Source organism: Allobosea sp., from assembly GCF_035999205.1.
Lineage (GTDB): Bacteria > Pseudomonadota > Alphaproteobacteria > Rhizobiales > Beijerinckiaceae > Allobosea.
On the sequence record NZ_DASYHA010000026.1, the window covers coordinates 296,201 to 307,750 of the forward strand.

The 11,550-nt window shown below is 66.6% G+C and carries 14 protein-coding genes; 3 read left to right on the top strand and 11 right to left on the bottom strand.

Features of this window, described 5'->3' with window-relative positions; genetic code table 11:
• Positions 1–67: 67 nt before the first annotated feature.
• The 4 genes from VGN82_RS23375 to VGN82_RS23390 form a co-directional block, all read right to left on the bottom strand.
• Positions 68–763 (bottom strand): aspartate/glutamate racemase family protein, encoded by a 696-nt coding sequence (locus VGN82_RS23375; protein WP_327529476.1) that lies wholly within the window; start codon positions 761–763, stop codon positions 68–70.
• 39 nt (positions 764–802) lie between these two features.
• Complete coding sequence (locus VGN82_RS23380) at positions 803–1,495, bottom strand: class I SAM-dependent methyltransferase (RefSeq protein ID WP_327529477.1); 693 nt, start codon at positions 1,493–1,495, stop codon at positions 803–805.
• Between the two features lie 90 nt (positions 1,496–1,585).
• Positions 1,586–1,819, bottom strand: coding sequence for a hypothetical protein (locus VGN82_RS23385; protein WP_327529478.1), 234 nt, complete (start codon positions 1,817–1,819; stop codon positions 1,586–1,588).
• Between the two features lie 109 nt (positions 1,820–1,928).
• Complete coding sequence (locus tag VGN82_RS23390; RefSeq protein WP_327529479.1) at positions 1,929–2,195, bottom strand: PilZ domain-containing protein; 267 nt, start codon at positions 2,193–2,195, stop codon at positions 1,929–1,931.
• 141 nt (positions 2,196–2,336) lie between these two features.
• Between VGN82_RS23390 and VGN82_RS23395 the strand changes: the two genes are divergently transcribed.
• The gene (locus VGN82_RS23395) at positions 2,337–3,590 is read left to right on the top strand and encodes a cyclopropane-fatty-acyl-phospholipid synthase family protein (protein ID WP_327529480.1); all 1,254 of its coding nucleotides are present in this window, start codon (positions 2,337–2,339) and stop codon (positions 3,588–3,590) included.
• A 25-nt stretch (positions 3,591–3,615) separates the two neighbouring features.
• Here the strand turns inward: VGN82_RS23395 and VGN82_RS23400 are convergent, their stop codons facing one another.
• Positions 3,616–4,170, bottom strand: a complete 555-nt coding sequence (locus tag VGN82_RS23400) for a DUF1697 domain-containing protein (RefSeq protein WP_327529481.1) — start codon at positions 4,168–4,170, stop codon at positions 3,616–3,618.
• Positions 4,171–4,215: 45 nt separating this feature from the next.
• Complete coding sequence (locus VGN82_RS23405; RefSeq protein ID WP_327529482.1) at positions 4,216–5,127, bottom strand: DMT family transporter; 912 nt, start codon at positions 5,125–5,127, stop codon at positions 4,216–4,218.
• 89 nt (positions 5,128–5,216) lie between these two features.
• Between VGN82_RS23405 and VGN82_RS23410 the strand changes: the two genes are divergently transcribed.
• The gene (locus VGN82_RS23410; protein ID WP_327529483.1) at positions 5,217–6,149 is read left to right on the top strand and encodes a LysR substrate-binding domain-containing protein; all 933 of its coding nucleotides are present in this window, start codon (positions 5,217–5,219) and stop codon (positions 6,147–6,149) included.
• A 3-nt stretch (positions 6,150–6,152) separates the two neighbouring features.
• Here the strand turns inward: VGN82_RS23410 and VGN82_RS23415 are convergent, their stop codons facing one another.
• From VGN82_RS23415 to carA, 5 genes are all read right to left on the bottom strand, one after another.
• Entirely contained in the window at positions 6,153–6,581 is a 429-nt protein-coding gene (locus VGN82_RS23415) for a group III truncated hemoglobin (RefSeq protein WP_327529484.1), read from the bottom strand.
• Positions 6,582–6,694: 113 nt separating this feature from the next.
• Complete coding sequence (locus VGN82_RS23420) at positions 6,695–8,317, bottom strand: ABC-F family ATP-binding cassette domain-containing protein (RefSeq protein WP_327529485.1); 1,623 nt, start codon at positions 8,315–8,317, stop codon at positions 6,695–6,697.
• Complete coding sequence (locus VGN82_RS23425) at positions 8,314–9,174, bottom strand: prephenate dehydrogenase (RefSeq protein WP_327529486.1); 861 nt, start codon at positions 9,172–9,174, stop codon at positions 8,314–8,316. The genes VGN82_RS23420 and VGN82_RS23425 overlap by 4 nt, the downstream gene beginning before the upstream one ends.
• 172 nt (positions 9,175–9,346) lie before the next feature.
• Positions 9,347–9,679: an NIPSNAP family protein gene (locus VGN82_RS23430; RefSeq protein ID WP_327529487.1), complete on the bottom strand. Its 333-nt coding sequence runs from the start codon at positions 9,677–9,679 to the stop codon at positions 9,347–9,349.
• Positions 9,680–9,720: 41 nt separating this feature from the next.
• Complete coding sequence (carA, locus tag VGN82_RS23435) at positions 9,721–10,929, bottom strand: glutamine-hydrolyzing carbamoyl-phosphate synthase small subunit (RefSeq protein WP_327529488.1); 1,209 nt, start codon at positions 10,927–10,929, stop codon at positions 9,721–9,723.
• 153 nt (positions 10,930–11,082) lie between these two features.
• Here carA and VGN82_RS23440 point away from each other — a divergent pair, with 153 nt between their 5' ends.
• Positions 11,083–11,544 (top strand): GatB/YqeY domain-containing protein, encoded by a 462-nt coding sequence (locus VGN82_RS23440; RefSeq protein ID WP_327529489.1) that lies wholly within the window; start codon positions 11,083–11,085, stop codon positions 11,542–11,544.
• Positions 11,545–11,550 lie beyond the last annotated feature (6 nt).

The window sequence follows — 11,550 nt, forward strand, 5'->3', positions numbered from 1 at the left end:
GCTGGGCCGGTGGTTCAAGCGGGGTCGCGTCCCTCGAGCGTCATGCGATAAGCGGCGTGGCCGAAAGTTATGCGCGGATCTGGCTCAGTGATTTGCGTCCCGCTGCCAGATCGGCAAGCAGCCCGACATGGACGTCGAGGGCGTCGATCACCCGGTAGCCCGGGTTTTGGCCGTCGAAGGCGAGATTGAGATCGGTGCCTGCAAGGACGATCGCGTCGGCTCCCGCCGCGCTCATGCGCCGTCCCGCATCCAGGAAGAGTGCACGCTGCTCTGACGAGCACATGCCGGCCACGGCGACATCCTGATAGGTCTGGCCGAGAAGCTCGATTTCGTCATCCAGCGCCATGGCCTTGGTGCGGGCGAGCTGGCCGTAAAGGCGTGTGCGCATCACCACGCGGGTTCCGAGCAGCCCGACCTGCCTGATCCCCTGCTCGACGAAATAGGCATCGAGCGGCGCAACCGCCGAGACGATGGGCAATGGCGACAAGGCGGTCAGCTCGTCCAGGCAGAAATGCGCGCCGAGGGACGACAGGGCGACGCAGTCGCAGCCTGCCGCTTGCAGGCGCTCGACCAGGGGAAGTAAGGCCTGCGCCTGCTCGGCTCGCCTATCGGCGAGGTTGTTACGGATCAGCTCCTGGATGTCGCCATGGACGATGGTGAGCTCGAGCTTCGCGACTCCGCGTTCGGCCGCGGCTGCGGCGAGACGCTGGTAGTAGACGACCGTCGCCGCGACACCTATGCCGCCAATCAAGCCGATATGCATTGGGTCATTCCTCAGAGATGCAGCGAGGGTGAAGGCCGCTCAGGCGGGTTTCGTCCCCTCGAAGGTCATCCGATGCGGGTTGTGCCCGAAATTCGCCGAGCGCGTCACCGGGGCGTAGCCCGCTTTGCTCATCAGCGCTGTGATCTCGTCCTCGCGATAGGTCGAGAGCCCATACTGGGCCCTCAGCTTGCGGTAGTCGGAGAAGGCGGTGCGGACGAGCCCGGCGAGGGCCGCGCCGAGGAAGCCACCACGCCAGGCGAAGGCGAGCAACTGCGAGGCGTCCGTCAGGGGGCTGACATCGGGCGGGATCACATCGGCGACGACGAGCTTGCCGCCGGGCTTGAGCTTGCGCAGCCAGATGGCGAACAGCGCCTCCAGCTCGACCCTGGAAAGATACTGGATGAGCGAATTGGCGACGACGAGATCAAGGCTGGCCTCGGGCAACGCCTCGACTTCTTCCGGCGAGACGACCGCGACATTGGCCTTGGCGCCCAGCATGGCGCGCAGTTTCTCGCGCACGTTCGGCGCCGCCTCGCAAAGATAGAGCTTGCCGCAGGCGCCCGCGACTCGGCCTGCGTCGAGGGCTTCGCCGCAGCCATGATCAAGGACGACCGCGTCCGGCGCTGGGATGTGACCAATCAGGTCGGTCGCGATGCCGCGGTAATGCAGGGTCTTGTGGCGCTGCGAGACATAGATCGCATGCTCGCCGTTCCAGAAGTCGCGCCAGGACATCGTCTCGCCATTCCGCAGGAGCGCGCCGGGATCGTCGGCGCAGGGCCGAGCACTATGCCGCCGGCGAGCCCCTTAGCAAGCTTGGGCGCCTCAAAGCGGCGATATGATGCGCTCGCCATGGCTGTGGATGAAGGTCAGAGCCGCGCCGCGGAACATCGTCCAGGCGGGCACCGGTTGATCTGCGAGTTCATCCGCGGTCGTGGGATTTCCTGCCTGTTTTGCTGGCTCGGCGTCGAGAGCGCCACTCGTCAGAATGCTGTCGGGATCGATCCTAGCTGAGCGGCACAGGGCCCGGGCAATCCGGGTGATTCTCTCGTCTTCCATCGCAGGCTCCGGCTTGGTGCAGCGCCTAAACGCGGATGCCGGGCGATGGTTCCCTGTCTCTCCGCTGTTCATGCTCAAGTCCGCCGGCGCATCGCTGCCGGTCAGCTGCTCACGCTGCGGTGTCGGGCTCGCCCGCGAAGCGGATGCCGATTTCGCCCTTGCCGATCCAGACGATGGTGGCGGGGGTGAAAAACTCCATGTCCTCGTCATGGAGGTGCACATCGAGGGGGAGGGGACGGTCGCTCTGCGGCTTCAGCCTCGCGCCGGTCGCGGACAGGTCGAGAATGCGGCATTCGACCAGGAAGCGGTTCGAACGGTCGAGCAGCTTTGCCATCCGCAGATGCGAACGCCACCGCTTCGATGTTCGCTGATCCATCCCGTCGCACTCTCACCATGGCTTGCCGAATGGGCCTGCCGTCAGGGTACCCTAGGCGGCGAGGATGGAGCGGGGCTGGCGGCGATGGTTCCCACGGCGGAGAAACATGCTCTAAGGTAAGTCGGGATTCAGAGGGCTGAGATGTTCCTGCTACCGCGTTTGCTCAAGAACTTCGTCAGGCAGGGGCGCCTGACCGTGATCACCCCCGACGACAAGCGCCATGTCTTCGGCCCCGGGCCGGGCGAGTTGCCCTTCGCAGGTGTCGTCAAGACGGCGCCTGCCGTGACGGTGCGCTTCCATGACGACAGGATCGAGCGCGAACTCTTCCTCAATCCCGAGCTGGCGCTGGCCGAAGGCTACATGGATGGGCGGATCGATTTCGAGGAAGGCTCGATCCACGACCTGCTGACGCTGTTCTGGTTGCAGCGCAAGGAATTGCGCAAGCACCCGCTGCAGAAGGCGATCCGCAATGTCCGGTTCCGGATCAGGCGCTGGCGGATGCACAACCCGCTCGGCGTCGCCGGCAAGAAGGTCAAGCACCACTACGACATCCCGACCGAGTTCTACAAACTCTGGCTCGACGAGACGATGACCTATTCCTGCGCCTACTGGCACAGCCCCGAAGTCGGGCTGGAAGCCGCGCAGCAGGCGAAGCTCCGGCACATCGCGGCCAAGCTGAAGATCGAGCCGGGGATGACCGTGCTCGACATTGGCTCGGGCTGGGGGCAGCTCGCGATCTATCTCGCCAAGGCCTGCGGCGCGAAGGTGACCGGCCTCAACGTCTCGCCCGACCAGATGGCGGCGGCGCAGAAGCGGGCCGAGGCCGCCGGCGTCGGCGACGGGGTCACCTTCATCAACAAGGATTATCGCGAGCTGACCGGCCGTTTCGACCGGGTCGTCTCCGTGGGCATGATGGAGCATGTCGGCGTCGCGCATTACCTCGAATATTTCGAGAAGATCCGCGACCTGCTGACACCGGACGGGATCGCGATGGTGCATTGCATCGGCCGCGTCGGCCCGCCGGGCTTCACCGGGCCGTTCTTCGACAAGTACATCTTCCCCGGCGGCTATGCCCCAGCGCTGTCGGAGGTCTTTGCGGCGGTCGAACAGACCGGGTTGTGGTCATCGGACTGCGAGTTCTGGCGCCGGCACTATCACTGGACGCTGGAAGCCTGGCGCGAGCGCTTCATGGCCCATCGCCCGGAGGTCGTCGCGATGATGGGCGAGCGCTTCGCGCGGATGTGGGAGTTCTACCTCTGCGCCTGCTCGATCTCCTTCGACATCGGCGGCGACATGGTGTTCCAGCTCCTGCTCGGCCCGCACAAGAGCGCCGTGCCGATCATCCGCGACTACATCACGGATGGAGAGAAGGATCTGGAGGCGCGAGGCTTCTGAGGTCGGGGCGTCGCCGGCCGCGTTGTCAGCCGCGCGCCGCGATCTCTCCGGCGAGCGCGGCGAGTTTCGTCACCGTGTTCCAGTTGCGAGCGGTGCCTTTCACGCCGAGGCGGCGCTCGATCAGGGCATTGGTCAGCTTCGAGCGGCCGACGCCCTCGGCATAGTAGACGAACAGATCGGCGCCGCGCAGTGCAATGGTCTCAGGGCCGGCATAGGTCGACGTGAGGCTTTCGAGCGCGGCGGGCTCGGGCGTCGAAGCCAGCGCGACGTATTGCAGGAACTTCGGATCCTGCCCGGCCGATAGCGGCAGCGGATTGTCGGCAACGGCCCTGTCGAGCTCGTTGCGACTGCGCCCGATCACGCCGGGTGCATAGGGGAAGTCCCGCGCCAGGGCAGCCTCGAGCCGGGCGACTGCTTCGCCGGCGTCGCCGTCATGCGCGGCGACGAGATTGCCGCTCTGCAGGAGTGTCGTGGCATGGCGGAAGCCCAGCGCCTCGGCGATGTCACGCAGGGCTTCCATCTTCATGGTCGTCGCGCCGCCGACATTGACGGCGCGCAGCAGAAAGATCGTCACGGGCATGGCCCCGACTATCGCAGGGCGCCACTGGTGTTGGAAGTCCGCCGCTCAGCGCTTCAGATTGACGATCACGACGCCGCCCAGCGCCATCGCGCCGCCGATGATGCCAAACAGGGTCGGGATTTCGCCGAGCCAGAGGAAACCCATCAGCGTCGCCATCGGCGGCACGCAGTACTGGAAGTTTGCGGCCCGGGCGGCCGGCAGGCGCGACAGCGTGATCGCCCAGGTGCCATAGGCGATCAGGCTCGGCACCACCGCGAGATAAACCACCGACCAGAAGGAGACGGCCGGCGCGATCTGCGCCTGGGCAATGGCTGCGGGCAGGAAAGGCAGCAGCACGAAGCCACCGATTGCCTGGTTCCAGGCCGCGACCGAGAGCGGCTTGTAGCGGGCGAAGAGCGGCTTCTGCACCACCGTGGTGATGGCGTTGCAGAAGGCGGCGCCGAGGATCAGCAGCACGGACAGGCCGATCTCGACGTCGAGGCCCTTGCCGAGCGCGATCAGGCCGATGCCGGCGAAGGAAACCGCCGTGCCGAGCCAGGCGGTCAGGCTGAAGCGCTCGCCGAGGAGCATCATCGCCAGCACGGCGGTCATGATGGGGTTGGTGTTGATGATGAAGCTCGCCGGCCCCGCCGGCACGATGCGCTGACCGAAATTCAGCAACACGGCGTAGGCCGCGATGAAGATCACGCCGCCGACGAGGAAGCGCCAGATGTCGGCGCGCTCTGGCAACTTGGCGCGCGTCGCGACGAGGAAGAGCGCAGCGGCGCCACCTGCGAGCGCGAAGCGCAACGAGGCCATCTCGGCCGGGCCGAAGCCCTCGAGGCCCGCCCGGATCGCCGGGAAGGAGGACGCCCAGGCCGTGACCGTGAAGGGAATAGTGAAGAGCAGCACGCCGCTGAGGGGCGTCGATTGCGAAGGTGCGGGGCAGGTAGTGGCGGAGGTGGTGGCGGTCGACATGGCGGGGTTCCGTCGAAGCTTGCGACCCCGCTGATAGATACCTCGCCGAGCTGATTGACAAACGACCAATTCGCGCATGAGCTGTGAGTATGGATCACAGTTCGACCTTGCCGCCGCTCGAGTCCCTGCGGGCCTTCGAGGCTGCTGCGCGGACCGGCAGCTTCTCGGCGGCCGCTGCTTCGCTGAACCTGACCCATGGTGCGGTCAGCCGGCAGGTGGCGCGGCTGGAGCACTGGCTGGGCCTGCGCGTCTTCCAGCGGCAGGCACGAGGCGTCGCGCTGACCTCCGAAGGGCAGCATCTGCTCCAGCGCACGCAAGAGGCCTTCGCTCTGATCGCCGACACCTCGGATCGCTGGCGCGAGCAGCGCGGTGCGGCCGTGGTGCGCGTCAGCGCGCCGCCCTCGATCTGTTCGCTCTGGCTGATGCCGCGTCTTGAGGCGCTGGAAGGCCCGGAGCCGATGTTGCGCATCGTGCTGCAAGCGGAGCATCGCCGGGTCGATTTCGAGGAGGAAGGGGTGGATCTTGGCATCCGCTGCGGCCGCGGCGGCGCGCCGGGTCGGATCTCGCTGAAACTGTTCGAGGAATGGTGCTTCCCGATCGCTTCCCCGAAGCTCGCCGCGCTCGTCCGGGAGGGCGCGCCGGAGAGGCTGCTGGCGCATCCGCTGATCCATGATTCCGACGCCGCGGGCTGGCGCGCCTGGTTTTCTGCGCAGGGGCTCGACTATCGGCCGCGTCCGCAGGATCGCCGCTTCGACGACTACAACATCGTGCTGGATGCGGCGGCGCATGGGCTCGGCGTCGCTCTGGCCCGGCCGCCGCTGGCCCAGGAACAGGTCGCGAGCGGCCGGCTGGTGCGTGTCGATGAACGGACGGCGCTCAATCCCGTGGCCTACTGGCTCGACCGGCCGATGGGCGCTCCGCGTCCCGCCGCAGAGACGCTGTCGAGGCGGATCGCGAGCGAGGCCGGCGTGACGCCCGAGACGATCGCTGCCTTCCTCGAGGCAGAGGCGCGGGCGAGTTGAGGGCTATCCGAGGCTGTGGCGTGGGCGGGCGATTTCGCCGCGGTGGCTGGCGCGCGCCATCTCGAAGCTGTCGGCGATGCGCCTGGCGCGGATGATGAAGGCGTCCGCAATGTCATCATCGGCGCAGACGGAACGCGCCGTCGCCTCGAACAGCACCAGCCAGCGGTCGAAATGCCAGGGTTCAAGCGGCAGGATCAGATGCGGGCGCATCGGCCGGCCCTGATAGCGGCCGGTGCGTAGCATCACCGAACTCCAGAAGTCGGTGATGTTGGCGATGTGCTCGTCCCAGTCATGCACTGCGCCCATGAAGATCGGCCCGATCAGCGCATCCTCGCGCGCCCGCTCATAGAAGCGCTGCACGAGCGTCGCGATCATCGCATCGGTGATCGCGGGATGGGCGGCGCCCGGCTTGGTCAGGGGATCGTCGGTCATGTTCTGTCGGTCGCGGTTCCGTCTCGGGGCCGGCACGCTAACCGGAGGGCCGGTCCCGGACATTGCGCTATGTCAGATGCGCCCGCCGGGACCACAAGCCCGCATGACTGCGTTCAGCTCCGCAGCCCCGGCGCTTCCTGGCCGGTGCGTGCGACATATTCGGTGTAGCCGCCGCCATAGGCATGGACGCCCTCGGGGGTCAGTTCCAACGTACGGTTCGATAGTGCCGCCAGGAAATGGCGGTCGTGGCTGACGAAGAGCATCGTGCCCTCATACTGCGCGAGCGCGTTGATCAGCATCTCCTTGGTGGCGATGTCGAGATGGTTGGTCGGCTCGTCCAGCACGAGGAAATTCGGCGGATCGTACAGCATCGTCGCCATGACGAGACGGGCCTTCTCACCGCCCGACAGCACGCGGCAGCGCTTCTCGACATCGTCGCCGGAGAAGCCGAAGCAGCCGGCGAGCGCGCGCAGCGAGCCCTGGCCGGCCTGCGGGAAGCGGTCTTCCAGCGCCTGGAAGATGGTGCGGTCGCCGTCGAGGATCTCCATGGCGTGCTGGGCGAAATAGCCGAGCTTGATCGAGCCGCCGAGCGTGACCGTGCCGCCGTCCGGTTCCGTGGAGCCCGTCACCAGCTTGAGCAGCGTCGACTTGCCGGCGCCGTTGATGCCCATGACGCACCAGCGCTCCTTGCGACGGACCTGGAAGTCCAGCCCCTCATAGATCGAGCGGCTGCCATAGCGCTTGTGCACGCCCTTGAGCGTAACGACGTCCTCGCCCGACCGAGGCGCGGGCGGGAAGTCGAAGGCGATGGTCTGGCGGCGCTTGGGCGGCTCGACCTTCTCGATCTTGTCGAGCTTCTTGACGCGACTCTGCACCTGCGCGGCGTGCGAGGCGCGGGCCTTGAAGCGCTCGATGAAGGCGATCTCCTTGGCGAGCATCGCCTGCTGGCGCTCGAACTGCGCCTGCTGCTGCTTCTCCGACAGCGCGCGCTGCTGCTGGTAGAATTCGTAATTGCCGGAATAGCTGGTCAGCGCGCCGGCATCGATCTCGACGATCTTGCCGACGATGCGGTTCATGAACTCGCGATCATGCGAGGTCATCAGCAGGGCGCCGTCATAGCCCTTGAGGAAGGATTCCAGCCAGATCAGGCTTTCGAGATCGAGATGGTTCGACGGCTCGTCGAGCAGCATCGCGTCGGGGCGCATCAGCAGGATGCGGGCAAGGGCGACACGCATCTTCCAGCCGCCCGAAAGCGCGCCGACATCGCCGTCCATCATCTCCGCGCTGAAGCCGAGCCCGTCGAGCACCTCGCGGGCGCGCCCGTCGAGGGCATAGCCGTCGAGCTCCTCGAAGCGGCCCTGAACCTCGCCATAGCGGGTGATGATCTCGTCCATCTCGTCGGCGCGGTCGGGATCGCCCATTGCGGCTTCGAGTTCGCGCAGCTCGGCAGCTACGCTGCTGACCGGGCCGGCGCCGTCCATCACGGCCGAGACCGCGCTGACGCCCGCCATGTCGCCGACATCCTGGCTGAAATAGCCGATGGTGACGCCGCGATCGACCTGGACCTGGCCCTCGTCGGGTTGTTCCTCGCCGGTGATCATGCGGAACAAAGTGGTCTTGCCGGCGCCGTTGGGGCCGACGAGGCCGACCTTCTCGCCGCGCTGGATCGCGGCCGAGGCTTCGATGAAGACGATCTGCTGGCCGTTCTGCTTGCCGATGCTTTCGAGACGAATCATGGTTCCGCGTGGGCTTCCTGCGTGATGTTGCGCTGCAATAAGCCAGGAAGGGCCGTGTTGGAAGGGTGAGGAGCGCTCGCGGCAGCGGGCCCCGGCCCATCGTGCGCCGCATCCAGCGCTGCGGTGATCTCGTGGGCATGGGCGAAGAAGCGCTCTCGCACCGCCCTTGCATGCGGGTTGGCGCGTTCGATCGCATGAAAGACGGCCGGTGCGTCATGACGGACCATCTCCGTCGCCTGCATCAGCAGTTCGAAGCTGCGCGTCGTCATCCGGCGCGGCAGCGGCCCCATCCCGACGAGGATCTTTGCGACGAGGTGGGTCAGGCCCTGGACCATCGCCATGTCGCGGTCATGCGCGTCCGGCGTCGTCAGGATGACGTCGAGCTTCAGCCTGTGGCGCAGGAAGGCCGCGATCCGCCCCGCGTTGCCGCTCCTGATCGGGCAGAGCGCGATCTTGAGCCCGGCGATGCCGTTACGCGCGCTTTGCGGGCCGAACAGTGGGTGCGAGCCGATGATCTCGACCTGGTCGGGCAGGCCGGCGAGCAGCTGGCGGGCGGGCTCGATCTTCACCGAGCCGACATCGAGCACGATCGTCCCGGCGCGCAGATGCGGGCGCAGGCTCGCAATGGCGTCAGTCAGGATATCGACGGGGACGGCGAGGATGACGATGTCGCAAGCCGCGACCTCGGCGATGCCGCCGGGCACGAGGCCGCGGCCGGCCGTGTCGGCCGTGGCGGGGCGTTCAGGATCGAACACCACCAGCGGCAGATGCGGCTGGAGGTGGCGCGCCATCAGCTGTCCGAAGGCGCCGAAGCCCATCAGCCCGATGGAGTGGAAGGATTTCTTGGTGGTCGGCATCGTCTGGTTCCCTGAGAGGGCCGCGATGCCGGGTGACTGCCTGAATTCAACCGCCAGCGCGGCGGTTGAAGCATGAGAATGCGACCCGCCTTATGAGGACGGGGCGTAATAGTTCCGGGCGAGGCAGATGGCCTGGATCATGGGCTGCTTGAAGCGCAGGCGAGGCGCGCTGTCAATGCGGGAGGGGCGGCGAATAGTCGGTCAGCGCCATATGCCGGTTCTCGATCGCGCCGACCATGTCGCCATGCTCGATCGAGGTAACGCGCTTGATCTCGATCCATTCCGGATCGGCCATGAAGCTCTTCCAGGCGCTGGCCTTGGTCGTGGCGTCAGGCCAGGCGAGAATGTAGGCGAATTCGGTGCGCCCGGCGCTGGCCGTCTCCCACATGGCGATGATCTTGAAGCCGTGCCGCGCCATGATCCGCGCGGCATGATCGCGGAAGCGGGCGTGAAAGGCCGCCTTGTTGCGCTCGAAGATCTCGTAGATGCGCAACTGGTGGATCATGCCATGCTCTCTCGCGCACAAGCTCGCCGCGTCGCGGGGATTCAGCCTGCCGTCTTCGCCTTTTCCTTGTCCATCAGCTCGACGAAGCGCTGGAACAGGTAGTGGCTGTCCTGCGGGCCGGGCGAGGCTTCCGGGTGGTGCTGGACGCTGAAGGCAGGGCGGTCGGTCAGGGCGATGCCGCTGTTCGAGCCGTCGAAGAGCGAGACATGCGTCTCGACCGCATGCGCCGGCAGTGAGGCCGGGTCGACCGCGAAGCCATGGTTCATCGAGACGATCTCGACCTTGCCGGTGGTCTTGTCCTGCACCGGATGGTTGGCGCCGTGATGGCCCTGCTTCATCTTCATAGTTTGGCCGCCGATGGCGAGCGCCATCATCTGGTGGCCGAGGCAGATGCCGAAGGTCGGGACCTTCTTCTCCAGCAGCGCCTTGATGACAGGGACGGCGTATTCGCCGGTCGCGGCCGGGTCGCCCGGACCGTTGGAGAGGAAGATGCCGTCCGGCTTCAGCGCCATGATATCGTCGGCGCTCGCGGTCGAGGGCACGACGGTGACGTCGCAGCCGGCCTTGGCGAGGAGGCGCAGGATGTTGCGCTTCACGCCGTAGTCGATGGCGACGACCTTGTGGGCGACGCTCTCGCGCTTGCCGTAGCCGGTGGGCCACTGCCACGGCGTCTCATCCCACTCATAGCGCTGGGCCGAGGTGACGAGCGGCACGAGGTCGAGCCCTGCCATGTCCGGCAGCTCGGCAGCGAGCTTCTTGAGGCGCGGGACGTCGAAGACGCCGTCCGGCGCATGGGCCAGGATCGCGTTCGGCATGCCGTTGTCGCGGATCAGGGCGGTGAGCGCGCGGGTGTCGATGCCGCAGATGCCGACGATATTGCGCGCCTTGAGCCAGGCATCGAAATGCCGGCCGGCGCGCCAGTTGGATGGCTCGGTGACGGCGGCATGCAGCACGACGCCGCGCACGCCCGAGGAGGCGGCGGCATTGACCGTCTCGGTGTCGTCGTCATTGACGCCGACATTGCCGACATGCGGGAAGGTGAAGGTGACGATCTGCCCGGCATAGGACGGGTCGGTCAGGATTTCCTGATAGCCGGTCATCGCCGTGTTGAAGCAGACTTCGCCCGGCGCTTCGCCGGTGGCGCCGAGGCCGAAGCCCTCCAGCACCGTGCCGTCCGCCAGCACGAGGAGCGCGGTCGCGCGCGGTTCGCTCCAGCCGCCTGCGGCGGGGTTTCCTTCGGGTGCGGTCATGTCTATGTCTCGGTCCAGGCCGCGAGAGCGCGGCAATGCATGGGCGACAGCGGGTTTCGCTGAGCGTCGTCTGGAGCGCGAGCCTTAAAGACGCGCTTCCATGCCGTCAATCGATGCGGGCGCAAACCCGCGACACAAAAAGGGAATACCCACATGACCAGCCTGCGCGAGCGCTTCATGCCCGATATGAAGGAGGCGATGAAGGCCGGTGAGAAGGAGAAGGTCGCCGCGATCCGCCTGATCATCGCCGCGCTGAAGGAAAAGGACATCGAGGCGCGCGGCGCCGGCAAGGGCGAGGCCTCGGACGAGGACATCCTCGGATTGCTGCAGAAGATGATCAAGCAGCGTCAGGAATCGATTTCGATCTACGAGGCCAATGGCCGTCCTGAGCTCGCCGCCGGCGAAAAGGGCGAGGTCGAGGTGATCTCATCCTACCTGCCGAAGCAGATGTCCGACGCTGAGGTGAAGGCCGCGATCGACAAGGCTATCGCCGAGACCGGCGCCGCCGCGGTGAAGGACATGGGCAAGGTCATCGGCGTGCTGCGCGGCGCCTATGCCGGCCAGATGGATTTCGGCAAGGTCAGCCCGATGGTGAAGGCGGCGCTCGGCGGCTGATCCCGC